Source organism: Micromonospora sp. LOL_024 (assembly GCF_048060415.1).
In the GTDB taxonomy this organism is placed as follows: domain Bacteria; phylum Actinomycetota; class Actinomycetes; order Mycobacteriales; family Micromonosporaceae; genus Micromonospora.
Genome location: NZ_JBHMIS010000030.1, coordinates 26,679 through 51,880, shown reverse-complemented (window position 1 = coordinate 51,880; position 25,202 = coordinate 26,679). Strand labels below are relative to the sequence as shown.

Below are 25,202 nucleotides of genomic sequence, written 5' to 3'. Positions count from 1 at the left end.
GGACGCCCGCCACCGGACGCCCGCCACCGGACGCCCGCCACCGGACGCCCGCCACCGGACGTCCGGTGGCGGGCGTCCGCCTCAGCGACCGGCGACCAGGTGGCGGTCCTCGTTGGGCATGATGATCCAGAGCGCCAGGTAGATGATCACCTGAGTGCCGGGCAGGAGCAGGGACAGCAGGAACAGCAGCCGGATGAGCCCGGCCGAGGTCCCGAACCGCCGCGCCAGGCCGGCGCAGACGCCGGCGAACATGCGCCCCTCACGGGGGCGGACCAGTTTGCGACTCATCGTCGTACTTCCCCTCTGCGGCGATCCGCCGCTGCTGGAACCAACGCTAGGGATGGACGACCGTCGTGCCCTCGGCCCGGAGGAGGAAGGCCACCCCGCTGACCCGTAGGTGCTTACCCGCGTGGTCGCCGGACGACGCCTACCCCGGGCCAGGGAGGTGCCCGCGATGCCGTGGGCGGATGTCTCTGCGGTTGCTGGCTCTGGTAGTAGGCTCGCCGGTCGGACGCCCTCACCCGGGCGTCAGCAGGGCCGGACCGTACCGGGGACCGGCCAGGAACCGGGCCGGCTTCGGACAGCGGAGTCGACCACTACCCGGCCGCCGACCGGCAACACCGGCGACGGCGAGAAGGCAAAGCCATGATCAGCGTGTTCGACCTGTTCAGCGTGGGCATCGGGCCGTCCAGCTCGCACACGGTGGGGCCGATGCGGGCGGCGCGTACGTTCGTCGTCGGCCTGAAGGCCGACGGCCAGCTCAGCGACGTCGCCCGGATACGGGTGGAGTTGTTCGGGTCTCTCGGCGCCACCGGCCACGGCCACGGCAGCGACCGTGCGGTGCTGCTCGGCCTGGCCGGGGAGGTGCCGGAGACGGTCGACACCGACAGCGTCGAGGCGCGGGTTGGCCGGATTCGTCAGGCGCGCCGGTTGGCCCTGCTCGGCACGCGCGAAATCGACTTCGATCCGGACCGGGATCTGACGTTGCATCGTCGCCGGTCGTTGCCGTACCACCCGAACGGGATGATCTTCTCGGCGTTCGACGTGGCCGGCACAGAGATCAGGGCGCGTTCCTACTACTCGGTCGGTGGCGGGTTCGTGCTGGACGAGGCCGCCGCCGGGGCGGACCGGATCAAGCCCGACAGCACGCCGGTCCGGTACCCCTTCCTGACCGGCGCGCAACTGCTCGACGTCACCGCCGCGACCGGGCTCTCCATCAGCGAGGTGATGCTCGCGAACGAGCTGTCCCGGCGCGCCGAGGCGGACGTGCGGACCGGCCTGCTCGACATCTGGCGGGTGATGCGGGAGTGCGTCGAGCGCGGGTGCTCCCGCGACGGCACCCTGCCGGGAGGGCTGAAGGTACGCCGCCGCGCCGCCGAACTGCGTCGCGGCCTGGCGGCCGACGGCCATGCGGGCACGGGTGGGGATCCGCTGCACGTGGTGGACTGGGTGACGCTCTTCGCGCTGGCCGTCAACGAGGAGAACGCGGCCGGCGGGCGGGTGGTGACCGCCCCGACGAACGGTGCGGCCGGGATCATTCCGGCGGTGCTGCACTACTACACGCGGTTCGTGCCGGACGCCTCCGACGAGGGGGTGGTGCGGTTCCTGCTGACGGCCGGGGCGATCGGGGTGCTGTTCAAGGAGAACGCGTCGATCTCCGGCGCGGAGGTGGGCTGCCAGGGCGAGGTCGGCTCGGCCTGCTCGATGGCCGCCGCCGGGCTGGCCGAGGCGATGGGCGGCACGGCCGCCCAGGTGGAGAACGCCGCGGAGATCGGGATGGAGCACAACCTGGGGCTGACCTGCGACCCGGTCGGGGGCCTGGTGCAGATCCCGTGCATCGAACGCAACGCTGTGGCTAGCATCAAGGCGATCACCGCCGCCCGGCTCGCGTTGCGCGGCGACGGGGTGCACGCCGTCTCGCTCGACAAGGTCATCAAGACCATGCGGGAGACCGGCGCCGACATGAAGGTCAAGTACAAGGAGACGGCGCGCGGCGGTCTGGCCGTCAACGTGATCGAGTGCTGAGCGTACGGCTCGTCGGGCGGTTGTTCACCGGCTGCTAACCTGTCGTCCGTTCAGCAGGCGGGAGACGGCGGTGAGCTCTGGCGTCAGGGCGTTGTGGTCGCACCGCAATTCGCTGCGGATCCTGGTCAGGCGCGATCTCGCGGTCAAGTACCAGCAGTCGGTGCTCGGCTACCTCTGGTCGCTGATCGAGCCGCTGGGCATGGGGGCCATCTACTGGTTCGTCTTCGGTGTCCTCTACTCACGCGACACCAACCGGCACCTCGGTGAGGCCGCCGGCTCGTACCCGCTGTTCCTGATCACCGGGATCTTCGCCTGGATGTGGACCAGTTCGGCGCTGAGCGAGGCCACCCACGCGCTCACCGGCCAGTCTCGGCTGATCACCACGATGAACGTGCCCCGGCAGGTTTTTCCGATCGGGCGGGTCGCCGGCCGTTTCGCCGAGTACGCCGCCGGCCTGCCGATCCTGGCCGCCATCGCGATCTGGTACGCCGCTGACGGCCGGATCGGACCGGGCTGGTCGCTGCTGGCCCTGCCGCTGGCGGTGCTGGTGCAGGCGACCCTGCTGATCGGGTTGGCGCTTCTACTGTCGGCGTTCAACGTGCTGATGCGGGACGTGGAGCGGTTCATGCGCCTGGTCATCCGGGTGCTCTTCTACGCGACGCCGATCATCTACCCCCTGAGTCTGGTGCGTGACTCGGACCTGCCCGGTTGGCTCAAGCGGGGCTACGAACTCAACCCGTTGGTCGGCATCTTCCAACTGCACCACGCGGTGTGGTACCCGGACCAGTTTCCGGGTGCCAGGATGCTCGCCACCACTGTCGGCATCAGCCTGCTGCTGCTCGTCGCCGGCTGGTGGGCGTTCCGCCGGCTCGAACCCGCCGTGCTGAAGGAACTGTGATGGCTGAGGTGATCATCGAGGCGGAGGGCCTCGGCATCCGGTTCGTCCGCAACCGCCGCCGGCAGTTGCGGCTGCGGGAGTTGTTCATCCACCGGGGGACCCGGGCCGCCACCGACGGCCGGTTCTGGCCGCTGCGTGACGTCTCCTTCTCGGTGGCGCCGGGTGAGACCGTCGGGGTGATCGGTCGTAACGGCACCGGCAAGAGCACCCTGCTGCGGCTGATCGCTGGGGTGCTGATCCCCGACGAGGGACGGATCCGGGTGTGCGGCGACGTCGCCCCGCTGCTGGAACTCTCCGCCGGCTTCTCCAACGACCTGACCGGCCGGGAGAACCTGTACCTGGTGGGCGGGCTGCACGGGCTGTCGTCCACGTACCTGAAGCGGCACTTCGACGAGATCGTCTCGTTCGCCGGCGAGCAGGTGGAACGGGCCATCGACACCTCGGTCCGGCACTACTCGTCGGGCATGAAGGTTCGCCTCGGATTCGCGATCATTTCCCACCTGCCGCACCCGATTCTGCTGATGGACGAGGTGACGGCGGTGGGGGACGCCGAGTTCCGCGCGAAGTGCTACACGACAATCGACCGTCTGCTCGGGGAGGGGCGCACTCTGGTGCTGGTGTCACACAACGAAATGGATCTCACGCGGTTCTGCCGTCGAGGGCTCTTTCTCGACGCGGGCCGGCTGAGCGTCGACGGCACCATCGCCGAGGCGTTGGCCGCTTACCACGACGCGGTCCCCCAGTGACCATTGCGATCGTGCTCGCCGCCGGTATGCCGGCCGCGGGCCTGCCGACGGTCACCGGCGACTCGCTGGCGGACCGGCTGGCCGCCCAGTGGCGCCAGGCCGGGATCGCGCAGGTGCGGTTCGCCGCCGACCTGCACGAGCTGGCCGACCTGGCCGACCTGGCCGACGGCCCGGTGCTGGTCAGCGGCGCCGATCTGGTGGCGCACACCGCCGTACTGCGGCACCTGCTGACCAGCCCGGTCGGGCCGACTGTGGCGCTGGTACTCACTGGTCCACCGACCGACGGGCGGGCGGTGCTGCGCGAGGAGCGCGGCCAGGTGGTCGAGGCCGGCCGCGCAGAACAGTTGGCGGGTGCGGCCACCGGCATCTTCGGCGGCGCGGTGCGGGTCAGCGGGGAGGACGTGCCGGCGCTGGCTGCCGCCGCCCGGTCGGTCGCCGCCGGTCGGCTACCCGCCGGAGCCGTCGCGGTCGAGCTGGTCGAATCGGCTGGACCGGTCGAGTCTGGCGGGCCGGCCGCCCGCCCGGACGCGGCGGCAGGTCCGGTCGTGGACCAGCTCTTCGCCGCACTCACCGGCCAGGGCACGCTGGTCCTCGCCCATCGGGTACGGCTGCTGGTCGCGCACCGGGTCGACGATGACGCCGGGCTCGCCGGGGCGGAGGCGGCGGTGGCCGCCGTCGACGAGGACCGGGCCGAGCTGCGGCTGTCGGTGAAGGAGAAGGACGACTTCTTCACCACCTATTTCGTCAGCACCTGGTCTCCGTACGTCACCAAGGTCTGTGCCCGGTCGGGGCTGAGCCCGACGGCGGTGACCATGGTGTCGGTGGTCTTCGCGGCGGGCGCGGCGGGGATGTTCGCCGGCGGCGGCCGACCATTGCTGGTGGCCGGCGCGGTGCTGCTCTACCTCGGGTTCGTGCTCGACTGCGTGGACGGGCAGCTGGCCCGTTACACCCGCAACTTCAGCGCCTGGGGCGGCTGGCTGGACACGATGGCCGACCGGGCGAAGGAGTACCTGGTCTACGCCGGCCTCGGGTGGGGTGCCACGGCGGCCGGGTTCCGGTACGGCTGGGCGCTGGCCGTCGCCGCGATCACCATGCAGACCTTGCGGCACATGACCGACGCGTGGTACGGCGTGCTGCACGACGAGGCGGCGCGCCGGCCCAGGACTGTCGGCGCCGGTGGAGGCGGTATCGGCGATCGGCTCAACGCGGCCTCGACCCGGGTGCAGGCCGACACCGGCTCGGTCTCGTACTGGTTGAAGCGCACGGTGGTCTTCCCGATCGGGGAACGGTGGGCGCTGGTCGCGCTGACCGTGGCGATCTTCGACCAGCGGGTCGCGCTGATCGCGGTGCTGACCTGGGGGGTGCTGGCGTTCGCGTACACCGGTGCGCTGCGTACCCTTCGGGCACGCTGGATGTGGGTGCCGGTGCTGGACACGGTCGACGCGACCCTGCACCGTGACGACGGCCCGCTGGCCGCGCACTTGCCGGTGGCCCGCCGACCGGGGCCGCTCGGGCTGGCGGCGCTGGCCATGGTGGTGGCGGCCACCCTGCTCACGCTGGCTCTGGCGTCCGGGGGCGGGTTGCCGCGGTGGTTTGTGCCGCTCGGCCTGGTGGGGCTGCTGGTCGCGGCGGCCGGTGCCGGCGCGGCGCACAACGGCCCGCTGGACTGGCTGGTGCCGGCCGCGCTACGGGCCGCCGAGCTTCTCTTCGCCATCGCGGTCGGGGTGATCGGCGGCGCGCCGGCCTGGCTGATCTTCGGGTACGTCTTCGTGCTCACCCTGCACCACTACGACCTGGTCGCCCGGCTGGAGAAGCGGCAGCCGGCCCCGCCGTTGCACGCGGCAACGCTCGGCTGGGAGGGACGGTCGGTGTTGCTGGCACTGGCGGCGATCGCCGGAATTGTGAGTATTAGTCTAGCTACACTGGGTATATACCTGTTGGCCTTCTTCGTAGCGAGTGTGGTGCTGGCCTGGGTGGTCCGGCCGGCCCGCGCCGCGCCGGTGCCGACGGGTACGGGAGGTCAGCCGACGCGCTGAGGAGGGGCCGGGACGATGACGCTGGTCAGCTTCGTCGTCCCGGCCTTCCGCGTGCAGGGCTACCTGCGGGAGTGCCTCGACTCGATCCTGGCGCAGCCGGTTGCCGACATCGAGGTGATCGGGGTCGACGACTGCTCGCCCGACGGCAGCGGCGACATCCTCGCCGAGTACGCCGACCGCGACGAACGGGTGACGGCCGTGCGGCTGGATCACAACGTGGGCCTCGGCCCGGCTCGTAACGTAGGGCTGGACCGGGCCGTCGGCGAGTACGTCTGGTTCGTCGACGGCGACGACTGGCTTGTGCCGGGCTGCCTCGCCGAGGTGGCCGCCCGCCTGCGCGCCACCCGGCCGGACGTGCTGGTCGTCGACCACGTACGCGCGCACTGGGACGACACGGTGACCCGGAGCGCGATGGTCGAGGTCTTCCCGGAGCCGCCCGGCCCGGTCACGTTCCGGCTGGCCGAGCGGCCGGAGACGCTGGAGTTGCTGCACACCGCCTGGAACCGGCTGGTCCGCCGGCAGTTCCTGGCCGACGCCGAGCTGCGCTTCGCTCCCGGCTGGTACGAAGACGTCTCGTTCAGCTACCCGGTGCTGCTGGCCGCCGACCGGGTCAGCGTGCTGGACGTGGTCTGCGTGAACTACCGGCAGCGGCGGGCGGGGGCGATCACGAGGACCCGGGGGGAGCGGCACTTCGAGGTCTTCGAGCAGTGGCACCGGGTGTTCCGGGAGCTGGACCGGCTCGGTGCGCGGGAGCTGCGGCCGGCGATCTTCGACCGGATGGTGTGGCACTACCTGACGGTCCTCGGCAACGGCGACCGGATCGCCCCGGAGTTGCGGCCGACCTTCTTCGCCCGGGTGGCGATCGAGCACGCCCGCTTCCGGCCACCCGCCGGGCACCGGGTGCCGGACGGGCTGGACGGGCTCAAGCACCGGCTGGTGGCGACGGGCAGTTGGCGTACGTTCAGCGCGATGCGGGCCGCCGGACGGGCCGGCGAGGCCGCCCGTCGGGTCGCTGGTCGGGCCCGTCGGCGGCTGATCCCGCCGGCCCGGCGTGGTGCCCGGCTGACCCGCGACGTGGTGCTGCGCCAGTACCAGCGGACGCAGCGGCGCCGGCCGGTCGAGGAGAACCTCGCCGTCTACGCCGCCTACTGGTACCGCGGCTACGCCTGCAACCCTGCCGCGGTCTACGAGACGGCGCGGCGGCTGGCGCCGCAGGTCCGGGGGGTGTGGATCGTCCGGCGGGACCGGGTGCACACCCTGCCCGAGGGGGTCGAGTACGTCGTCGCCGGCACGGCCGCGTACCACCGGGTGCTGGCCCGGGCCCGATGGTTCGTCAACAACGTCAATTTCCCGGACTCGGTGCGCAAGCGGCCGGGCACGGTGCACGTGCAGACCCACCACGGCACGCCGGTCAAGGTGATGGGGCTGGACCAGCAGAGCTATCCGCTGGGCGCGGCCGGGATGGACTTCGGTGGGCTGCTGCGCCGGGTGGACCGCTGGGATTTCAGCGTCACCTCGAACAGCTTCTCCACCCAGATGTGGGAAAGGGCCTATCCGGCCGGGTACACCACGTTGGAGGTGGGCTATCCGCGCAACGACCGGTTGGTCACCGCGACCGCCGAGGAGGTGCTGCGGCTGCGGGGGGAGTTCGGCGCCGGTCTCGGTGAGCTGGTCGTGCTGTACGCCCCGACGCATCGGGAGCACCTGCCCCGGTACCGGCCACCGTTCGAACCGGAGCGGTTCCTGGACGGGATCGGACCGTCGGGGCTGCTGTTGATGCGCAGCCACTACTTCCACGACCGGGGCAGGAGGGTGCCGCCACCGGCCGCCCGGAGGCGGCTGCTGGACGTGAGCGCGCATCCGCGGGTCGAGGATCTGTACCTCGCGGCCGACGTGCTGGTCACGGACTACTCGTCGGCGATGTTCGACTACGCCGTCCTGGACCGGCCGATCGTGATCTACGCGCCGGACTGGGACGCCTACCGGTTGACCCGGGGTGTCTACTTCGACGTGACCGCCGAGGCGCCCGGGCCGGTGGCGCGTACCTTCGCCGAGCTGCTCGACGTGTTCCGCAGCGGTGAGCTGCGTTCGACCGCCGCCGAGCAGGCCCGGGAGCGGTTCCGGGAGCGGTTCTGCGCACTGGAGGACGGGCGCGCCGCCGAGCGGGTGGCACGGCGGATTTTTCTCGGCGAAATGGCCAGCTGAGCGTCAAATTTCAGGAAATAGCCGCCACTCGATGGAACGTAATCAGTCTGTCACGATTCGAACATGGCACGTTTACCCGATGTGCCATTGCCATGATGCTGGCCACAGTCATTCGGGTGTTCCGCCGACGAGCTGGGGGAGGAGACGGTGACCACCGTCGCGCTCAAGGATGTCACCAAGGTCTTCCGGGACGGCACGGTCGCGGTTGACCGCATCAATCTCGACGTCAACGACGGTGAGTTCATGGTGTTGCTCGGCCCGTCGGGCTGCGGCAAGTCAACCGTGCTGCGGATGGTTGCCGGCCTGGAGGACCCGACCTCCGGGGCGGTGATGCTCAACGGCGAGTTGGCCAACGAGCTGCCGCCCCGGGACCGGAAAATCGCCATGGTCTTCCAGGACTTCGCCCTGTACCCGCACATGAGCGTCAACGACAACATCGCCTTTCCACTCAAGCTGGCCGGTGTCGAGCCGATACCGCGCGGCGAGCGGGTCACCGACGTGGCCAGCGCCCTCGGTATCGGCGACGTGCTGGCCCGCCGGCCCAGTCAGCTCTCCGGTGGGCAGCGTCAGCGGGTGGCGATGGGCCGGGCGATCGTCCGCCGCCCCGGGCTGTTCCTGATGGACGAACCGCTGTCGAACCTGGACAGCGGGCTGCGGGCGGAGCTGCGGGCGGAGATTTCCGGTCTGACCCGCGAACTCGGCGTCACCACGATCTACGTCACGCACGACCAGGCCGAGGCCCTGACCATGGCCGACCGGGTCGCCATCATGCGTAAGGGTGTCCTGCAGGACGTGGGCACGCCAACCCAGGTGTACGGCCGCCCGGCCACCCTCTACGTCGCCGCGTTCCTGGGCAGTCCCCGGATGAACCTGCTGGAGGCGTCGGTCTACGTCCACCTCGACCGGTACGTCACCCTCACCCTCGGTGAGCAGGCACTCTACCTGCCCTGGGACGACATCCGCAGCCGCGCGGTGGCGCACTACCACGGCGAGCGGATCGTGGTCGGTATGCGGGCCGAAGCGCTCACCCCGGTCGCCCCCGACACCCGGGGCGACGTGCTCCAGGGCCGGATCCGTTACCTGGAGCACCACGGCCACGAGTCGCTTGCCTTCCTCGACATCGGCGCCACCGCGATCATGGTGGACGACATCGGTGCCCCGGTGGACGCGGAGGCCGAGCCCGGTCAGCGCGGCCTGCGCCGGTTCGGTCAGGTGATGCAGCGGATAACCGGGCGGACCGCCGACGAGCCGGCGCCGCCGCCAGTCAACGGCAACCGGACCAGCGTGCTGCACGACCCCGGTCGGCACCACCGTCGCCCCGCCGAACTGGCGGTCCGGCTCGCGCCCTACCCTGCCGTCTCCGCCGGCCACCCGCTCGCGATCAACGTACGCATGGACGCCCTGCACTTCTTCGACGAACGCGGCGACCGCATCGACGTCGGCTGGCGCTGAGGGGTAGGAGGGGCGCCCTGTTAACGCTCTCTGGTGGAGCGGGGGCCTCCTACCAACCCGGCTCGGCGGGTTCACGCGGCCCGGCGGGTGGAGCCGTGATCGGGTAGCGGTAGGGGGACCGGGCGACGAAGCGGGTGAACACGGCGCGTGGGGTCGGACCGTCGTCGGGGTTGAGGCGGTAGAGGTCGCGGGTCGCCTCGTAGAACAGGCGGATTACCGCAACCGGGGTATCCGTTGCGTGCGGTCTGGTGAGAACAGCAAGGACCGGCAGGGGCCGGCGCTCGCCATCCGAACCGGCCACCCACAACCATGTCGGCGGCCCGCACGCCGGGGCGATGTTCACCCTCGGCGAGACCGCCTCCGGTGCGGTGGTGCTCGCCGCGTTCGGCCACCTGCTGGACCGGGCGACGCCGCTGGCGGTGCGGGCGGAGATCGCGTACCGCAAGCTCGCCATCGGCCCGGTGCTGGCCACGGCACGGCTGGGCCGCCCGCCGGCCGAGGTGGTCGCGCAGCTGGAGGCCGGCGAGCGGCCGGAATTCCCGGTACCCGTGGAAATCGCCACCGAGAACGGCAAGCCCACCGGGGAAATGACCGTCATCTGGACCCTGCGCCCCAACTGACCGACGGCCGGGGCCGGCCAGCCGGCGCGCCAGCATCGCCGAAGTGCGTTTGACCGCAAGAGGTGATGGATAGATTGGTGCGATGCTCGGCCTGCCTGCTCACGTGACCGCATGTCTCTTCGACCTGGACGGTGTGCTGACGCGGACCGCCCGGCTGCACAACGCCGCCTGGACCGAAACGTTCGACGACTTCCTCCGGCGGCACGCCGCCACCAACAGCGGACCATACCGGCCGTTCGACCCCGGCCCGGACTATCACCGCTACGTCGACGGCCGCCCCCGTCTCGACGGGGTGCGTACCTTCCTCGCCTCCCGCGACATCACCCTGCCGGAGGGCTCGGCGGAGGACCCGCCGGGCGCGCAGACCGTGCACGGCCTCGGCAACCAGAAGAACACCCTGGTGCTGGAGCGGATCCGCAGTGGCGGCGTGGAGGTCTACCCCGGCTCGGTCGCCTACCTGGAGGCGGTGGTCGCGGCGGGACTACGCCGGGCGGTCGTCACGGCCAGCGCCAACGGCCGGGAGGTGATCGCCGCCGCCGACCTGGAGCCGCTGCTCGAAGCTCGGGTCGACGGCCTGACCGCCCGTGCCGAAGGGCTGCGCGGCAAACCGCATCCGGACACCTTCCGCGCCGGGGCGGAACTGCTCGGCGTGGCACCCGAGCAGGCGGCCGTCTTCGAGGACGCACTCGCCGGCGTCGAAGCCGGTCGGGCCGGGGGGTTCGGGTACGTGGTCGGGGTGGACCGGGCCGGTCAGGCCGACGAGCTGCGCGCACACGGCGCCGACGTGGTGGTCGACGACCTCGCCGACCTGCTTGACGCCGGAGCACCCGAGTGATCCGGGAGCGGGCGTACCCGGTCGAGCCGTGGCACGTCCGGGAGACCCGGCTCGACCTGGACGTGCTCGCCCAGTCCGAATCGGTCTTCGCGCTGTCCAACGGGCACGTCGGGCTGCGCGGCAACCTGGACGAGGGCGAGCCGCACGGGCTGCCCGGCACCTACCTGAACTCCTTCTACGAGCTGCGTCCCCTGCCGTACGCCGAGGCCGGGTACGGCTTCCCCGAATCCGGCCAGACCATCGTCAACGTCACCAACGGCAAGCTGATCCGGCTGATGGTCGACGACGAGCCGCTCGACGTGCGGTACGGCGAGGTGCTCGCTCACGAGCGTATCCTCGACCTGCGCGCCGGGACGCTGTACCGGTCGCTGCACTGGCGCTCACCGGCGGGCCGCGAGGTCCGGATGAGCAGCACCCGGCTGGTGTCCTTCCGGCAGCGCTCGGTCGCCGCGATCCACTACGAGGTGGAGGTCGCCGACGGCCGGCCGCTGCGACTCATCGTCCAGTCGGAGCTGGTGGCCAACGAGACACTGCCGCCGCAGAGCCGAGACCCGCGCGTCGCCGCGGTGCTGGAGTCGCCCCTACAGGCGGAAGAGGAGCTGACCACCACCAACGGCGGGTTGCTGATCCACCGGACCAAGGTCTCCGGGCTGCGGGTGGCCGCCGCGATGGACCACGAGGTGGAGTCGCCGACCCGGATCACGTCCGAGTCCGAAGGGTACGAGGACTGGGTGCGTACCACCATCGGCTGCGTGCTCGAACCGGGCCAGAAGCTGCGCGTGGTGAAGTACCTGACGTACGGCTGGTCCAGTCGCCGTTCGCTGCCGGCGCTGCGCGACCAGGTCGGCGCGGCGCTCGCCGCCGCCAAGCTCGACGGCTGGGACGGGCTCGCCCGCGAGCAGCGGGAGTACCTTGACGAGTTCTGGGACGCCGCCGACGTGGAGGTCGAGGGCGACCCGGAGGTACAGCAGGCGGTCCGGTTCGGTCTGTTCCACGTCCTACAGGCCGGTGCCCGCGCGGAACGCCGGCCAATCTCCGCCAAGGGGCTCACCGGGCCCGGGTACGACGGACACGCCTTCTGGGACACCGAGATGTTCGTCCTGCCGGTGCTGACCTACACCCATCCGGCTGCCGTACGGGACGCGCTGTACTGGCGGTACTCGACGCTGTCGCAGGCGCACGAGCGGGCCCGCACCCTGAACCTCGCGGGAGCGGCGTTCCCGTGGCGCACCATCGAGGGGCCGGAGTCGTCGGGCTACTGGCCGGCGGGCACCGCCGCGTTCCACGTCGCCGCCGGCATCGCCGACGCGCTGCGTCGCTACGTGCTGGTCAGCGGGGACCGGCAGCTGGAGCAGGAGATCGGGCTGACCCTGCTGGTGGAGACCGCCCGACTGTGGCGCTCGCTCGGGCACCACGACCGCGAGGGTCGCTACCACATCGACGGGGTGACCGGCCCGGACGAGTACACGGCAGTCAAGAACGACAACATCTACACCAACCTGATGGCGCAACGGAACCTGCTGGCCGCCGCCGACGTGGCACTGCGCTACCGCGAACAGGCGTTCCACCTCGGCGTCACCGACGAGGAGGCGGCCAGCTGGCGGGACGCCGCCGCGGCCATGCACATCCCGTACGACACCGACCTGGACGTGCACCAGCAGGTGGAGGGCTTCACTCGGTTGCAGGAGTGGGACTTCGGGCAGACCCCGCCGGACAAGTACCCGCTGCTGCTGCACTACCCGTACTTCGACCTGTACCGCAAGCAGGTGGTCAAGCAGGCCGACCTGGTGTTGGCAATGCACTGGCGCGGGGACGCGTTCACCAACGAGGAGAAGCTGCGCAACTTCCTCTACTACGAGCGGCGCACCGTACGGGACTCCTCGCTGTCGGCGTGTACCCAGGCGGTGCTGGCGGCGGAGGTCGGCTACCCCGAGTTGGCGCACAGCTACCTGCGCGAGGCCGCGCTGATGGACCTGCACGACCTCAACGAGAACACCCGTGACGGGGTGCACATGGCCTCCCTCGCGGGAGCGTGGCTGGCGCTGGTCGGCGGGTTCGGTGGGCTACGCGACCACGACGGGGTGCCGTCCTTCTCGCCCCGACTGTCACCTCGGTTGGGCGGCCTGTCGTTCTCGTTGCAGTGGTGCGGGATGCGGCTACGGGTCGACGTCCGCCCGCACGAGACGACGTACGCCCTCCACCACGCCGAGCCGGGCGCGGTGCTGAAGCTACGCCACTACGGCGAGCCGGTCCGCGTCGCCTGGGGTGAGCCGGTGACCGTACCGATCCCACCGCCGCGCCCGGATCTGCCGGAACCGGAGCAGGCCCCCGGCCGCGCCCCGCTGCTCCGGTTGCCGGAGAACCCGACCTGAGCCGACGCGGCGTCACCCTCGGGTCGAACCAGCCGTCAGATCGGTTCTCCCTGTGAAGGGCGGCCGGTGGCGTCGTGGGGCGCCCTCGCCCGGGGATCGTCGGCTGAACGCGCCTGGGCCGCGTCGTCCGCCCAGTCCCGGCCGCGCTGTGTGTCCTCTTCCCGCTGCTTGCGCTCGGCGGCCTTCTGCGCGGGCTCACGTTGATGCGCCATGACGGTCCTCGCGATCTGGTCGGCGGCGCCGGTGACGCCGGTCCGTCTGCGGTCGCTCGTCGGCTACCCGGAGCCTCGGGGTACAAACGCCGGCCGGACCTGGTGGCGTGCCGCCGGCCGACCGGGGTATCCGGGCGGGAGCTGGCCGGGGTTTCCGGGCGGTGGAGGCGGTCACCGGGAGGACGAGATGGGTGAACGGGGCAGCGAGGTGACGATCCCGGCGGGCCGGGTCGAGCTGCCGGCCGACCTGCTGGTGCCGGCGGAACCGGTCGGGGTGGTGCTGTTCGCGCACGGCAGTGGCAGTTCCCGGCACAGCCCGCGCAACGTGGCCGTGGCCCACCAACTCGATCGTGGCGGGCTCGGTACCGTCCTGGTCGACCTGCTCACCGCCGTCGAGGACGAGGTGGACGCGGAGACCGCCGAGCTGCGCTTCGACATCGGGCTGCTGGCCGACCGGCTGGCCGCCATCGTGGACTGGCTGACCGTCGAGCGACCCTTCGGCGGAGCCCCGATCGGCATCTTCGGCGCCAGTACCGGTGCCGCAGCCGCGCTGGTCGCGGCGGCACGGCGGCCCGAGACGGTGCGGGCCGTGGTGTCCCGGGGCGGCCGCCCGGACCTGGCCGGCGCCGCCCTCGGCCAGGTCCGCGCCGCCACCCTGCTACTGGTCGGCGATCTCGACGAGCAGGTCATCACGCTGAACGAACAGGCGTTGAGCCGGTTGGCGGCCCCGGCCGAGCTGCGGGTCGTCCCCGGCGCGACCCACCTCTTCTCCGAACCCGGCACCCTGGAACAGGTCGCCGAGGCGACGGGAGACTGGTTCCGCGGTCACCTGCACACCCAGCCGGCTCGGCTGTGAACACCGGGGTCGCGCCGCGTGGCCGACGCCGGCTTCAGGCGGGCGTGGACGCAGGCCCGGATCCGGCCTCCGGCTCGGGCTCGGGTTCTGCTTCGGGCTCGGGCTCGGGTGGCGGTGATGCGGCAGTTTCACGTTGGCGTTGCACGCTGTCGATCACCCGCCAGGCGACGGCGGTGATCGGCACCGCGACGAAGGCGCCCGCGATGCCGGCGATGAGCGCGCCGGCGGTCACCGCGAGCAGGATCACCACCGGATGCAGCCGAACCTGGCGTTTCATGATCAGTGGTTCCAGCAGGTTGCCCTCGATCTGCTGGACGGCGATCACGGCGGCCAGGGTGAGCAGGGCGGTGGTGGGACCGTTTGCGGCCAGCGCCACCAGCACCGCGACCGCGCCGGCCACGGTGGCGCCGACGATCGGCACGAACGCACCGATGAACGTGATCAACGCCAGCGGCAGTGCCAGCGGAACACCGAGCAGCACCAGCGCCAGGCCGATGCCGACGGCGTCGATGCCCGCGATGAGCATGGTGCCCCGGGTGTACGAGCCGAGAGTCCGCCAGCCGACCCGGCCCGCCTCCGCGGCGATGCCCCGGTTGCGCCCGGTCACCCGCCGCAGCAGCCAGTGCCACATCTCCCGGCCGTCCTTCAGTAGGAAGAACAGCAGCACCAAGGCGAGGAGCGCGGACCCGAGGGTCTCGGTCACCAGTTGGGCGCTGGCGACCGGGTCCACCTCCTGCTGGCTGACCGCCTGGCGAAGCTGGGTGAGCAACCCGTCGAGCTCGTCGTCGGTCACCGGCAGGCTGGAGGTGACGAAGTCGCGGGTGCGCCCCAGTCCATCTCCCAGCTGCTCGCCGAGCTCGCTGAACTGACTGGCGGTCATGTTCCACGCCAGCACGCCGACGCCGCCCAGGACCCCGAGCAGCAACAGGACGGTGAGCAGCGCGGCCAGCGCGGCCGGCAGCCGCAGCCGACGCAACGCCAACTGCACCGGGTCGAGCAGCGCGGCGAGGAAGAGGGTGGCGGCCACGGCGATCGCCAGCGGGGTGACCAGCATCGTGATCTGGGCCAACAGGTAGAGCCCGGCGGCGATCACCACCAGGCAGGCGCTCCACACCACCGCGGTGCGGACCAGCCAGGGTAGGGCGGCCCACGTCTGACGTGGTCCGGCGCCTTGGTCCGCTCGCCGGCCGGTCCTACGCCCGGCATTCCCTGCGACCACGTCGGTCCTCCTCGATGTCCGGCGAGGGCGTTACCCGGACGGCGCCCCTCCGACACCGATCCCACGCTAATTCCCACTGAGCGGGGCGGTGGCGGTTCGGCTCAGCAGGGGCTGCGTCCACGCGGTACGGCGGATCAGTACGCGGCGACCGGTGCCCGACCGGCGACGACGGCGGGGATCTCCCGGGTCTGCTCGGCGACGCCGAGCACGGTCAGCGGTAGCACCGACTCCTGTTCCCGCACCGCCGGCAGGAGCGCCGAAACCGTCTCCTCCCGCAGGCTGCGCGCTGCCGCGGCGGCGACCTCCGCGGCTCGCCAGGCGTCCTGTTCCCGTTCCCGGGCCGCCCGCTGGCGGGCCAGGAGGTGGTCGCGTACCGCCCGGTGCAGCAGCAACTCCTGCTCGACCGGGTGCAGCCGGGGATCCCAGCCCCGGTGGGCGAAGACGTCACTGAGTTGCTCCACCGGCAACTCCCGCCGCCAGTACGCGTCCAGGGCGGCCCGGTGCAGCCAGCGCTCGCGGTCGGCGTACTCGGCGGGGGTGCGTGGGGTTCGGGGCAGCGGCATGGCGGCGGCGGTGGAGAGCCGGCGGACGCCGGCCTCCGCCGCTTCGTACGCCTGCCAAGCCTGCTCGGCATCGGCCTGTGCGGCGAGCCACCCGTCGCGGCGTCGTCGCGCCGTCGCGTCGGCCCGGTCGGCGGCCACCACGACCTCCTCGGCCCAGCGATCCTGATCGCGTCGTTCGTCGGTGTGCTCCGAGCGGCTCGGCAGCGCGGCATCCCGGATCCGGGTGCCGGCATCGAAGCGGAGGAGCCGGGGACGCAGCAGCAGGCCGGTGACGGCGAGCATCACCACGCCGAGCAGGCTCAGCCAGATCGCCGCAGCCCGGGGCACGTCGAGCAGGACGGCGGAGAGGGCGTCTTGCATGATCAACACCTCGTGGTCGGATGGAGGGTCGCCGAGTGTCGGTGGAGCCGGGTGTGACGGCTGGTCGGCCAGCGGACCGCGTCGGCGGGTACGCCTCGATCGTGCGTCGGGGGTGTCCGGTGAGCCGCCGGTCAGGCGTCGGGCGGCCCGCGCCGGGTCGGCTCGCCCTCTCCGGTGGTGGAGTGTGGTGCGGCGACGGGCCGGGCCGGGCCGGTGACGACGGCGGCAGCGATGGCGATCGCGGTGCGTGGTGTGGCGACGCCCGTGGCGGGTGCGGCGTCGACGCGCCCGATGCCGGCCGGGGGTGCCACTGTGATCGTCGCCTGCTCGTGCCAGGCCGGAAACTGGTCACCCATCCAGCCGGGCTCGGCGACTCGGGTGGCCACGGTCGGCAGGTCCGCCGCAGTGGGCCGGGTCGGCAGCTCGGCTGCGATCCCACCGACACCGACGGCGAGCACCAGCGCGGCCAGCGCCAGCCGGGTCAGTTCCCGCATCGCGCGCAGCGTCGCCGGCCACATCGGACGGGCGAACGCGAGAGACGGCACCCGTCCAACCTATCCCGCTGTCCGGGATAGTGCACTGCCGCTGACGCCTGCCAGCCGTGAAGCACGACACCTTGTCCGGGTTGGACAGCAGGGCGGTGTCAGCCATGCCGGACCGAGCGGGGTCAGCGGTCAGCGATGCCTGCCACCGGTTCCTCGGCGAAGAGGGCCAGCAGGTCGCCGATGTGACGGTCGGCCTCCGCCGGGTGGCGGAACCGTCCGGCCGGATTGAGGGTGTATTCGTTGCGCCGGCCGACCCGGGTGCGATGCAGATAGCCACCGGCTTCCAGGTCGGCGACGATCGCCTGGGCGGCGCGTTCGGTGACGCCGACCTCGTCCGCGACGTCGCGCAACCGGGCGGTGGGGTTGCGGGCGATGGCGAGTAGCACGTGTGCGTGATTTGTGAGGAAAGTCCAGTTACGAGTGTTCTCCCGCTCGCCGGTGTTCGCCATGTCCGCCATCGTATGACTTCCACTCCCGACGGGGACCGACGGATACATGAAATGCATATCACGCATAGCTTGACGTGCCTTGCGCTGCGTGTGACGGTGGTGGCAGCCCGAGACCAGTGCCGGCCGGGATGACCAGGCAGCCACCGAGAGGCGAGGTGAAGCCGGATGAGTCGACCCGGATCGCTCGGTCCGCAACCAGGGCCCGATCGTGAACTCCTGACCACGGATGTTCCCGGCGCTCCGCAACGGGCGCTCGCCGAACTGATCGCCGGCAACCAGCGGTTCGTCACCGACGCGCTCCGGCACCCCAACCAGAACGCTGGGCGTCGCGCCGCCGTCGCGGGCGAACAGCACCCCTTCGCGGTGATCGTCGGCTGCTCCGACTCCCGGCTCGCTGCGGAGATCATCTTTGATCGCGGGCTTGGTGACCTCTTCGTGGTCCGTACCGCCGGCCACACCGCCGGTCCGGAGGTGCTCGGCAGCGTCGAGTACGCGGTGACCGTGCTGCGTACGCCGCTCGTGGTGGTGCTCGGGCACGACTCGTGCGGTGCCGTGCAGGCGGCGCGCGAGGCGGTGGCCACCGGCACCTCGCCGCCGGGTCACCTGCGGGCCGTCGTCGACGCCGTGGTGCCCAGCCTGCGCCGGGCGCAGCAGGCGGCGGTGACGGACCTGGACGCCATCGTCGAGATCCACATCGCGCAGACCATCGAGGTGATGCTGGAGTCCTCCACGGCACTCGCCGCCGAGGTGGCCTCCGGGCGGTGCGCGGTGGTGGGCATGTCGTACAGGCTGGCCGCCGGTGAGGTCCGCGCGGTGGCCGCCGAGCCCGCCGACCTGGCCGAAGTGGTGGCCGCCGCCTGAGCCGACGAATGGAGGGCCGTCCCGCCCAATGACCGGACGGCCCTCCATTCGTCGCGGAGCGCTCAGAGCAGCGACACGTGTACGTGGTCGGTGTGGTTCGACGGGCCGCTGTAGGAACTCCACCCCGTCGCCGGGAACCAGATCTGCCGGTTCCAGATCACGTAGTAGACACCCAACCGGTCGGCATTACGGACCAGGAAGGCCGCCAGGTTGTTGCCGTAGATCCGGGTGTCGTTGTTGTACCACGGCCTGAAGCCGCTGTTCTGCAGCGACCAGTCACAGGCCCGGCCCTTGGGGTGCTCGAACTTGTCGCCCGGCCGGAAGCAGCCAACGAACCGGTTGAAACCGGCCCGCTTGACCTCCTTGTACATGTGCAGCGTCCGGGGCGTGACGCAACCCGACGTGGTCGGGTCGTTCTGGCTGCACGACTCGGACTTCCAGCCGCCGTCCGACGCCCGGTTCGGCCCCACCCGCGCCACCGGGGAGGTGGCGTCGACCAGGCCGCCGGTGAGGCCCACGCCGCCGACCAGGCGGAGCGACTTCTCCGCCTCGGTCTTCTTGCGGGCCATGTCGTTGGTCAGCTTCTGCTGCTCGCGAACCTCGGTGTCGAGCGCGATCTTGGCCTGCTCGGCGCGGACCTTGATCGCGTTGACCTCGCTGAGCTTCTTGTCGTTGACCAGGTTCAGCTCGTCGAGTGCGGAGGCGCGGCCGATGAACGAGTCGGGGGCGGTGCTCTGTAGCAGCATGGCGATCGCGCCGACCCGGCCCGTGCGGTACGACTGGGTGGCGATCTGGGCGACCTGCGGGGAGAGGGTGTCCAGGTCCGCCTGGGCGCGGCGAACCTCGACCGCGAACTGCAGCTGCCGCTTCTTGGACTTCTCCAACTTGGACTTGGCCTTGGAGTAGTCCCGGTTGGTCGCCTCAATCAGATCGTTGAGCATCGGCGGGTCGTCGTCGTGCTCCGCCGGCTTGGGGTCGTCCGGCGCGGCCACCGCCGGCACCGGGCCGGCGAACACGGCGAACACGGCGAACACGGCCACCACGGGTGTCAACCAGCGGCGTAGGGGTGCCGTCACTGTTTTCCCTTCCATCGACCGCCGACCGGGTTAGCTGACGGGTTCGGGACGGAAGTGGCCCCTACCGCTCTCGCGGATTCACCCCACGTGCCTGGGTCCCCGGCTCGCCTCGCGGCGATTGGGCGGTGGCACCGCAGGCGCCGCTGCGCGCCTTCGGCGGTGACCGGCAGTGAGGTTACCCGAGAGTCCATCTGGGCTTCTACGCCTCGAACCCGGCTAGATGCGTTATTTCGTAATCGCTTTGGGTGACCAGCGACACGGAACTGAGCCGTATCGGCGGGAGCAGTCACGTAGAGGAGTGTCACCATGTGGTGTCCGTGCTCCTGTCCGGGTCGGGCCACCCCGAGCGGGTGGCGGGGGACGTGTTGCGGGTGGGTGGGGTGCTGAGCGCCTGGAGCGCCTCAGCCCGGTCCGTCGCCGGCCGGAGGACTGTGGGGGAGGGGCCGCCGGTGGCCGCGCCGGCCCGACTGAGGTCGGCGGCGCCGGGGCGACCGGCGGTGGTCACCACCGTGGCCAGCGCGGTGGTCAGCGGTACCGCGGCGATCAGCCCAAGAGTGGCGACCACGCTGCGGACGATCTCGGTGGTGAGGAACTCGGTGGTCAGGATCTGGCCCAGTGCGCGGGAGTCCGCGGTGAGCAGGAGCAGCAGCGGCAGCGAGGCGCCGGCGTACGCCAGCACGATGGTGTTGACCACCGAGGCGATGTGCGCTCGTCCGACCCGGGTCGCTGAGCGGTACAGCTCACGGCGGGAGGCGTCGGGGTTGGCCTGGTGCAGCTCGGTGACCGTGGCGGCCTGGGTGACCGTGACGTCGTCGAGCACCCCCAGCGACCCGATGATGATGCCGGCCAGCAGCAGGCCGTGCAGATCGACGTCGGCGCGGAACATGGACAGCGTGGTGGCGTCCTCGCTGCCGAATCCGGTCAGCTGGGTGGCTCCGGTGGCTGCCAACCCGAGCAATCCGGTGATGACCAGACTGCCGAGCGTGCCGAGTACGGCCACCGAGGTCTGCGCGGACACGCCGTGCGTCAGGTAGAGCACCACGAACATGATCAGTGACGCGCCGACGATGGCGACGACCAGCGGCGGCTGGCCGGCGCTGATGCCCGGCAGCACGAAGGTCAGCAGGATGGCGAAGCTTGCCGCCAGACCGCCCAGGGCTGCCAGACCTCGCCACCGCCCGAAGGCGACGATGGCCGCGGCGAAGAGCACCGCCAGCCAGATCAACGGCTTGCCGCGTTGGTGCTCGGCGATGTTGTAGGCGCTGATCGACGGATCCTCCGGGTCGATCAGCGAAACCAGGATGATCTCGTCGTCGACCCCTACCCGGGGCGCCCCGGGGCCGGCCGGAATGGGCGTCTGTACCTCCTGGCCGGCGTCCGGGCCGCTGTCCACCCGGACAGTGACCGTGCCGCACGGCCCTGCCGACGCCGTCGGGCTTCCTTCGGGGGCGGGGGTGGGCGGGCAGGGTTCGGTCACCACCCGGGTGACCGTGCCGTGGTACCGGGGCGTGTCGTCGGCCGAGTCGGGGCGTGGCGCGTCCCGGGGCCAGAGCACGATGGCGGCGACCAGGGTGGCGAGGAAGAGGGGGACCACCGTCACGACGAGGATCCGCCGCACCCTCGGCGGGGTGGGCGGAGCGGAACGGGTGTGATCGGCGCCCATTCAATGTCTCCCAACAATTCCAGAGCTGAGTACGTGCCGTAGGGCGCGAGGGTTCAGTGCGGACGGCCAGCGGGGGCGCCGCGCGGCGCGATCGTCCTGAGCGTGGCGCGGACGCTGCGTACCGTGAGCGGTGGGCCGGCTCCGGCTGGCCACCCCGGATCGGTGGGCGTGCGCTCGGCGGCGGACACGGGCCGCGAAGGCGCGCGGATTTCGGCTGGCCATCGTATGCGAATGGTAGCCAAGCCCGAGATCGGAACGTCGGCTCGCGTGGGTTCGTCGGCGGTTCGCGGCTCCCGCGGCGAGAGCTCGGTCAGCCTCGCTTCAACAGCCGGCCCACGGCGGCCATCATCTCGGTGGCCATCTCGTCGGCTCGACCCTCCGCGGCACCTTCGTGCAGGCAGTGTCGGGCGTGTCCGTCGAGCAGGCCGAGGGCGACCTTGTCCAGGGCGGCCTGGACAGCGGAGATCTGGGTGAGCACGTCAATGCAGTAGCGATTCTCGTCGACCATCTTCTCGACGCCACGCACCTGGCCCTCGACGCGCCGCAGCCGGGCGAGCAACTGGTCCTTGCTGGCGGTGTAGCCACGGATCGGCGCGGGTGTGGTCATGGCGACAAGGATAACCTACCCCTGGGGGGTATGGTACGGTGCTCTCGCGGATACCCCTGCCGGGTATCCGCGACCACATTGCGCCACCCGTCGTCGGCGGGTGCGGAAGGAGATTCGGATGGTCACCGCCACGTACCAGGTGCAGGGCATGACCTGCGGGCACTGCGTCAGCGCGGTCAGCGCGGAGATCGGCGCGATCCCCGGCGTGCGGGACGTCGAAGTCGAGCTGACCGCCGGCCGGGTCACCGTCGCCAGCGACGAGCCGCTGAGCGACGACGCGGTGCGCGCGGCCGTCGACGAGGCCGGATACGAGCTGGCCGGCGCCTGAGGCGGCCGACGGGCGAAATCGAGGTGTCACGATGAACACGGCGATCAAGCTGAGTGGCTTCGCGTTCGGCCTCGCGGCGGTGTTCGGCGCGGCGTACGGCGCGGGCCAGGCGACCGGGCCGATCGCCCCGGTCGTCACCGGCCACGACGCGGACGCCACCGGCGACCCGGGCGGCACCGGCCACGACGCGGGCGACGAGGGGCACGCCGACGGTGCGGCCGGGCACCTGCCCGGTGGGCTGCTCGTCGCCGACCGGGGCTACACGCTGATGCCGGTCGCGGCGCCGGACGGCGAGTTCGCGTTCCGCATCACCGGGCCCGACGGGCACCCGGTGACCGGGTACGACGTCAGCCACGACGAGCGGATGCACCTGATCGTCGCCCGGCGCGACCTCTCCGGCTTCCGGCACGTACACCCCGAGATGGCCCCGGACGGCACCTGGCGGATCGCCTCACCACTGGGCTTCCCCGGGGTCTGGCGGGCGTTCGCCGACTTCACCCCGACCGGCGGTGCGCCCATCACGCTCGGCGTCGACGTGACCGTCCCGGGCGAGCTGACCGAGCAGCCCCTGCCCGCCCCGGCGAGGCAGACGACGGTCGACGGCTACACCGTGAGCCTCGCTGGTGAGCCACAGTCCGGCCGCCGCGCGACGCTGACCCTCACGGTCAGCCGCGACGGCACGCCGGTCACCGACCTGGAGCCGTATCTCGGCGCGTACGGGCATTTGGTGGCGCTGCGTCGCGGTGACCTCGCGTACCTGCACGTGCACCCCGAGGGCAGCCCGGCTGACGGGCGGATCGCCTCCGGCCCGCAGGTGAGCTTCGCCACCGAATTCCCCTCGGCCGGCGCGTACCGGCTCTACCTCGACTTCCGCCACGGCGGGGTGGTGCGTACCGCCGAGTTCACGGTGCACGTCGGCGAGCCGGGCAGCGTGCCCGCGCCCGGTCCCGGCGCGCCGGGACCTGAGCACGGCACACCCGGCCACGAGCACGACTGACGGGACCAGCCATGACCACGAGCCGACCTGAGACGGCCACACCGCACCTGATCGAGCTGGTCATCGGCGGCATGACCTGCGCCGCTTGCGCCGCCCGGATCGAGAAGAAGCTGAACCGGATGGACGGCGTGCGGGCCAGCGTCAACTACGCCACCGAGAAGGCGAGCGTCACCTACGACGCACCGGTGACCCCCGACGACCTGGTCGCCACGGTCAAGCAGACCGGCTACCGCGCCACGCTGCCACCACCACCCACCCCCGACGCACCAGCAGCCGCCGGACCGGCGGACGGGCTGTCTGTCCTGCGTACCCGGCTGTGGATCTCGGTGGCGCTGAGCCTGCCGGTGGTCGTCCTGGCCATGGTGCCCGCCTGGCAGTTCACCTACTGGCAGTGGCTGTCGCTGACCCTGGCCGCCCCGGTCGTGGTCTACGGCGGACTGCCGTTCCACCGGGCCGCGCTGGTCAACCTGCGGCACGGCGCCGCGACCATGGACACCCTGGTGTCACTGGGCACGCTGGCCGCTCTGGGCTGGTCGGTCTGGGCGCTCTTCCTCGGGACCGCCGGCACGCCGGGCATGACCCACCCGTTCAGCTTCGACATCGGCCGCACCGACGGCACCGGCAACATCTACCTGGAGGCGGCGGCCGGGGTGACCACGTTCATCCTGGCCGGCCGCTACTTCGAGGCGCGCTCGAAGCGGACCGCGGGGGCGGCGCTGCGGGCGTTGCTGGAGTTGGGTGCCAGGGACGTCTCGGTGCTGCGCGACGGAGCGGAGACCCGAATACCGGTCGACCGGCTCGCGGTGGGAGACCGCTTCGTGGTGCGGCCCGGCGAAAAGATCGCCACCGACGGGACGGTGGACGAGGGTTCGTCGGCGGTCGACGCCAGCCTGGTGACCGGCGAGTCGGTGCCGGTCGAGGTGGGGGTGGGTGACAGCGTCGTGGGCGGCTGCGTCAACGCCGGTGGCCGGCTCGTGGTCACCGCCAACCGGGTCGGCGCCGACACCCAGCTGGCGCAGATGGCCCGACTGGTCGAGCAGGCGCAGACCGGCAAGTCCGCCGCGCAGCGACTCGCCGACCGCATCTCCGGGGTCTTCGTGCCGATCGTGATCGCCCTGGCCGTCGGCACGCTCGGCTGGTGGCTCGGCTCCGGTGCCGGGCCGGCCGCCGCCTTCACCGCCGCCGTGGCGGTGTTGATCATCGCCTGCCCGTGCGCCCTCGGCCTGGCAACGCCGACCGCACTGCTGGTCGGCACGGGCCGTGGTGCCCAACTCGGCATCCTGATCAGGGGACCGGAGGCGCTGGAGTCCACCAGACGGCTGGACGTCGTCGTGCTGGACAAGACCGGCACCGTGACCACCGGACGGATGACCCTGCTCGACGTGATACCCGGCAAGGGCGAGCAACGCGACGAGGTGCTGCGGCTCGCCGCTGCGGTGGAAACCGGCTCGGAGCACCCGGTGGCCCGGGCGGTGGTGGCCGGTGCCGCCGAATGGGACGCCCTGCCGCCGGTGACCGGTTTTGCCAACGTCGAGGGGCTGGGCGTCACCGGCACCGTCGAGGACCGGCAGGTGTTGCTCGGCCGGCTGCGGCTGCTGCGTGAGCGGGGCCTGGTCGTACCCGACGACATCGTGCGGGCGGCGACCGACGCGCAGGCGGCGGGCCGCACGGCCGTGCTGGTCGGCTGGGACGGCCGGGCCCGCGGCCTGCTCGCGGTGGCCGACCAGGTCAAGCCCACCAGCCGGGAGGCGGTACGCCAACTGCGGGCACTCGGCCTGTCCCCGGTGCTGCTCACCGGGGACAACGTCACCGTCGCCCGGGCGGTGGCCGCCGAGGTCGGCATCGACGAGGTGATCGCGGAGGTGCTACCCGCGGAGAAGGTCGAGGTGATCGACCGGTTGCAGGCGGAGGGACGGGCGGTGGCGATGGTCGGCGACGGGGTCAACGACGCCGCCGCGCTCACCCGGGCCGACCTCGGCCTGGCCATGGGTACCGGCACCGATGTGGCGATCGAGGCGTCCGATCTGACCCTGGTGCGGGACGACCTGACGGCCGCCGTTGACGCCATCCGGCTCGCCCGCAGCACCCTGGGCACCATCAAGGGGAACCTGTTCTGGGCCTTCGCCTACAACGTCGCGGCGCTGCCGCTGGCCGCGGGTGGTCTGCTCAATCCGATGATCGCCGGCGCGGCGATGGCCTTCTCCTCGGTCTTCGTGGTGGCCAACAGCCTCCGGTTGCGCCGGTTCCGTCCGGTCTCCCGAACCCGGCCGGGTTGAC

Annotated in this window: 23 protein-coding genes and 1 riboswitch; of the genes, 14 read left to right on the top strand and 9 right to left on the bottom strand. The window is 71.6% G+C overall.

Annotated features, from left to right (window positions below; all coding sequences use genetic code 11):
- Positions 1-81 precede the first annotated feature (81 nt).
- Entirely contained in the window at positions 82-288 is a 207-nt protein-coding gene (locus ACFHWY_RS23200) for a PspC domain-containing protein (RefSeq protein ID WP_416582360.1), read from the bottom strand.
- A gap of 357 nt (positions 289-645) precedes the next feature.
- Between ACFHWY_RS23200 and ACFHWY_RS23195 the strand changes: the two genes are divergently transcribed.
- The 9 genes from ACFHWY_RS23195 to ACFHWY_RS23155 all read left to right on the top strand — a co-directional run bounded on the left by ACFHWY_RS23195 (position 646) and on the right by ACFHWY_RS23155 (position 13,189).
- Positions 646-2,025 (top strand): L-serine ammonia-lyase, encoded by a 1,380-nt coding sequence (locus tag ACFHWY_RS23195; protein WP_416582359.1) that lies wholly within the window; start codon positions 646-648, stop codon positions 2,023-2,025.
- A gap of 70 nt (positions 2,026-2,095) precedes the next feature.
- The gene (locus ACFHWY_RS23190; protein ID WP_416582358.1) at positions 2,096-2,923 is read left to right on the top strand and encodes an ABC transporter permease; all 828 of its coding nucleotides are present in this window, start codon (positions 2,096-2,098) and stop codon (positions 2,921-2,923) included.
- A complete protein-coding gene (locus ACFHWY_RS23185) occupies positions 2,923-3,669 on the top strand; it encodes an ABC transporter ATP-binding protein (protein ID WP_416582357.1) in 747 nt (248 codons plus the stop codon). The genes ACFHWY_RS23190 and ACFHWY_RS23185 overlap by 1 nt, the downstream gene beginning before the upstream one ends.
- Positions 3,666-5,705, top strand: coding sequence for a DUF5941 domain-containing protein (locus ACFHWY_RS23180; RefSeq protein WP_416582356.1), 2,040 nt, complete (start codon positions 3,666-3,668; stop codon positions 5,703-5,705). The genes ACFHWY_RS23185 and ACFHWY_RS23180 overlap by 4 nt, the downstream gene beginning before the upstream one ends.
- Positions 5,706-5,720: 15 nt before the next feature.
- Positions 5,721-7,910 (top strand): bifunctional glycosyltransferase/CDP-glycerol:glycerophosphate glycerophosphotransferase, encoded by a 2,190-nt coding sequence (locus ACFHWY_RS23175; protein WP_416582355.1) that lies wholly within the window; start codon positions 5,721-5,723, stop codon positions 7,908-7,910.
- Positions 7,911-8,057: 147 nt separating this feature from the next.
- Positions 8,058-9,362 (top strand): ABC transporter ATP-binding protein, encoded by a 1,305-nt coding sequence (locus tag ACFHWY_RS23170; RefSeq protein ID WP_416582354.1) that lies wholly within the window; start codon positions 8,058-8,060, stop codon positions 9,360-9,362.
- Between the two features lie 248 nt (positions 9,363-9,610).
- Positions 9,611-9,982 carry a DUF4442 domain-containing protein gene (locus tag ACFHWY_RS23165; protein ID WP_416582353.1) on the top strand — a complete coding sequence of 124 codons (372 nt, stop codon included), beginning with the start codon at positions 9,611-9,613 and terminating at the stop codon, positions 9,980-9,982.
- An 82-nt stretch (positions 9,983-10,064) separates the two neighbouring features.
- Positions 10,065-10,817 carry an HAD family hydrolase gene (locus tag ACFHWY_RS23160; protein ID WP_416582352.1) on the top strand — a complete coding sequence of 251 codons (753 nt, stop codon included), beginning with the start codon at positions 10,065-10,067 and terminating at the stop codon, positions 10,815-10,817.
- Positions 10,814-13,189, top strand: a complete 2,376-nt coding sequence (locus ACFHWY_RS23155; RefSeq protein ID WP_416582351.1) for a glycoside hydrolase family 65 protein — start codon at positions 10,814-10,816, stop codon at positions 13,187-13,189. Before ACFHWY_RS23160 ends, ACFHWY_RS23155 begins: the two co-directional genes overlap by 4 nt.
- 35 nt (positions 13,190-13,224) lie before the next feature.
- Here the strand turns inward: ACFHWY_RS23155 and ACFHWY_RS23150 are convergent, their stop codons facing one another.
- Entirely contained in the window at positions 13,225-13,401 is a 177-nt protein-coding gene (locus ACFHWY_RS23150; RefSeq protein WP_416582350.1) for a hypothetical protein, read from the bottom strand.
- A gap of 187 nt (positions 13,402-13,588) precedes the next feature.
- Here ACFHWY_RS23150 and ACFHWY_RS23145 point away from each other — a divergent pair, with 187 nt between their 5' ends.
- Positions 13,589-14,257, top strand: coding sequence for a dienelactone hydrolase family protein (locus ACFHWY_RS23145; protein ID WP_416582349.1), 669 nt, complete (start codon positions 13,589-13,591; stop codon positions 14,255-14,257).
- A 34-nt stretch (positions 14,258-14,291) separates the two neighbouring features.
- Here the strand turns inward: ACFHWY_RS23145 and ACFHWY_RS23140 are convergent, their stop codons facing one another.
- The 4 genes from ACFHWY_RS23140 to ACFHWY_RS23125 form a co-directional block, all read right to left on the bottom strand.
- Positions 14,292-15,476: an AI-2E family transporter gene (locus ACFHWY_RS23140; RefSeq protein ID WP_416582348.1), complete on the bottom strand. Its 1,185-nt coding sequence runs from the start codon at positions 15,474-15,476 to the stop codon at positions 14,292-14,294.
- A gap of 134 nt (positions 15,477-15,610) precedes the next feature.
- Entirely contained in the window at positions 15,611-16,399 is a 789-nt protein-coding gene (locus ACFHWY_RS23135) for a hypothetical protein (protein ID WP_416582347.1), read from the bottom strand.
- 131 nt (positions 16,400-16,530) lie between these two features.
- The gene (locus ACFHWY_RS23130) at positions 16,531-16,944 is read right to left on the bottom strand and encodes a hypothetical protein (protein ID WP_416582346.1); all 414 of its coding nucleotides are present in this window, start codon (positions 16,942-16,944) and stop codon (positions 16,531-16,533) included.
- 122 nt (positions 16,945-17,066) lie between these two features.
- Positions 17,067-17,402, bottom strand: a complete 336-nt coding sequence (locus ACFHWY_RS23125) for a helix-turn-helix transcriptional regulator (RefSeq protein WP_416582345.1) — start codon at positions 17,400-17,402, stop codon at positions 17,067-17,069.
- Between the two features lie 156 nt (positions 17,403-17,558).
- Between ACFHWY_RS23125 and ACFHWY_RS23120 the strand changes: the two genes are divergently transcribed.
- Complete coding sequence (locus tag ACFHWY_RS23120) at positions 17,559-18,254, top strand: carbonic anhydrase (RefSeq protein ID WP_416582344.1); 696 nt, start codon at positions 17,559-17,561, stop codon at positions 18,252-18,254.
- A 62-nt stretch (positions 18,255-18,316) separates the two neighbouring features.
- Here ACFHWY_RS23120 and ACFHWY_RS23115 read toward each other — a convergent pair whose 3' ends face one another.
- The 3 genes from ACFHWY_RS23115 to ACFHWY_RS23105 all read right to left on the bottom strand — a co-directional run bounded on the left by ACFHWY_RS23115 (position 18,317) and on the right by ACFHWY_RS23105 (position 21,600).
- Positions 18,317-19,330, bottom strand: a complete 1,014-nt coding sequence (locus tag ACFHWY_RS23115) for a coiled-coil domain-containing protein (RefSeq protein ID WP_416582343.1) — start codon at positions 19,328-19,330, stop codon at positions 18,317-18,319.
- A gap of 3 nt (positions 19,331-19,333) precedes the next feature.
- A riboswitch (cyclic di-AMP (ydaO/yuaA leader) is annotated at positions 19,334-19,465 on the bottom strand.
- A gap of 166 nt (positions 19,466-19,631) precedes the next feature.
- Positions 19,632-20,993 (bottom strand): YibE/F family protein, encoded by a 1,362-nt coding sequence (locus ACFHWY_RS23110; RefSeq protein ID WP_416582342.1) that lies wholly within the window; start codon positions 20,991-20,993, stop codon positions 19,632-19,634.
- 310 nt (positions 20,994-21,303) lie between these two features.
- Entirely contained in the window at positions 21,304-21,600 is a 297-nt protein-coding gene (locus tag ACFHWY_RS23105; protein ID WP_416582341.1) for a metal-sensitive transcriptional regulator, read from the bottom strand.
- Positions 21,601-21,718: 118 nt separating this feature from the next.
- Here ACFHWY_RS23105 and ACFHWY_RS23100 point away from each other — a divergent pair, with 118 nt between their 5' ends.
- The 3 genes from ACFHWY_RS23100 to ACFHWY_RS23090 are packed head-to-tail and all read left to right on the top strand — an operon-like array spanning position 21,719 to position 25,201.
- Entirely contained in the window at positions 21,719-21,928 is a 210-nt protein-coding gene (locus ACFHWY_RS23100) for a heavy-metal-associated domain-containing protein (RefSeq protein ID WP_416582340.1), read from the top strand.
- A gap of 31 nt (positions 21,929-21,959) precedes the next feature.
- Positions 21,960-22,925 carry a hypothetical protein gene (locus ACFHWY_RS23095; protein ID WP_416582339.1) on the top strand — a complete coding sequence of 322 codons (966 nt, stop codon included), beginning with the start codon at positions 21,960-21,962 and terminating at the stop codon, positions 22,923-22,925.
- Positions 22,926-22,936: 11 nt separating this feature from the next.
- Positions 22,937-25,201 carry a heavy metal translocating P-type ATPase gene (locus ACFHWY_RS23090; RefSeq protein ID WP_416582338.1) on the top strand — a complete coding sequence of 755 codons (2,265 nt, stop codon included), beginning with the start codon at positions 22,937-22,939 and terminating at the stop codon, positions 25,199-25,201.
- Position 25,202 lies beyond the last annotated feature (1 nt).

What these genes read in the sequence shown, in the direction of transcription:
- ACFHWY_RS23200 (WP_416582360.1), bottom strand. Translation starts at nt 288, where the DNA reads ATGAGTCGCAAACTGGTCCGCCCCCGTGAGGGGCGCATGTTCGCCGGC.
- ACFHWY_RS23195 (WP_416582359.1), top strand. Translation starts at nt 646, where the DNA reads ATGATCAGCGTGTTCGACCTGTTCAGCGTGGGCATCGGGCCGTCCAGC.
- ACFHWY_RS23185 (WP_416582357.1), top strand. Translation starts at nt 2,923, where the DNA reads ATGGCTGAGGTGATCATCGAGGCGGAGGGCCTCGGCATCCGGTTCGTC.
- ACFHWY_RS23175 (WP_416582355.1), top strand. Translation starts at nt 5,721, where the DNA reads ATGACGCTGGTCAGCTTCGTCGTCCCGGCCTTCCGCGTGCAGGGCTAC.
- ACFHWY_RS23160 (WP_416582352.1), top strand. Translation starts at nt 10,065, where the DNA reads ATGCTCGGCCTGCCTGCTCACGTGACCGCATGTCTCTTCGACCTGGAC.
- ACFHWY_RS23150 (WP_416582350.1), bottom strand. Translation starts at nt 13,401, where the DNA reads ATGGCGCATCAACGTGAGCCCGCGCAGAAGGCCGCCGAGCGCAAGCAG.
- ACFHWY_RS23145 (WP_416582349.1), top strand. Translation starts at nt 13,589, where the DNA reads ATGGGTGAACGGGGCAGCGAGGTGACGATCCCGGCGGGCCGGGTCGAG.
- ACFHWY_RS23135 (WP_416582347.1), bottom strand. Translation starts at nt 16,399, where the DNA reads ATGCAAGACGCCCTCTCCGCCGTCCTGCTCGACGTGCCCCGGGCTGCG.
- ACFHWY_RS23125 (WP_416582345.1), bottom strand. Translation starts at nt 17,402, where the DNA reads ATGGCGGACATGGCGAACACCGGCGAGCGGGAGAACACTCGTAACTGG.
- ACFHWY_RS23120 (WP_416582344.1), top strand. Translation starts at nt 17,559, where the DNA reads ATGAGTCGACCCGGATCGCTCGGTCCGCAACCAGGGCCCGATCGTGAA.
- ACFHWY_RS23110 (WP_416582342.1), bottom strand. Translation starts at nt 20,993, where the DNA reads ATGGGCGCCGATCACACCCGTTCCGCTCCGCCCACCCCGCCGAGGGTG.
- ACFHWY_RS23105 (WP_416582341.1), bottom strand. Translation starts at nt 21,600, where the DNA reads ATGACCACACCCGCGCCGATCCGTGGCTACACCGCCAGCAAGGACCAG.
- ACFHWY_RS23100 (WP_416582340.1), top strand. Translation starts at nt 21,719, where the DNA reads ATGGTCACCGCCACGTACCAGGTGCAGGGCATGACCTGCGGGCACTGC.
- ACFHWY_RS23095 (WP_416582339.1), top strand. Translation starts at nt 21,960, where the DNA reads ATGAACACGGCGATCAAGCTGAGTGGCTTCGCGTTCGGCCTCGCGGCG.
- ACFHWY_RS23090 (WP_416582338.1), top strand. Translation starts at nt 22,937, where the DNA reads ATGACCACGAGCCGACCTGAGACGGCCACACCGCACCTGATCGAGCTG.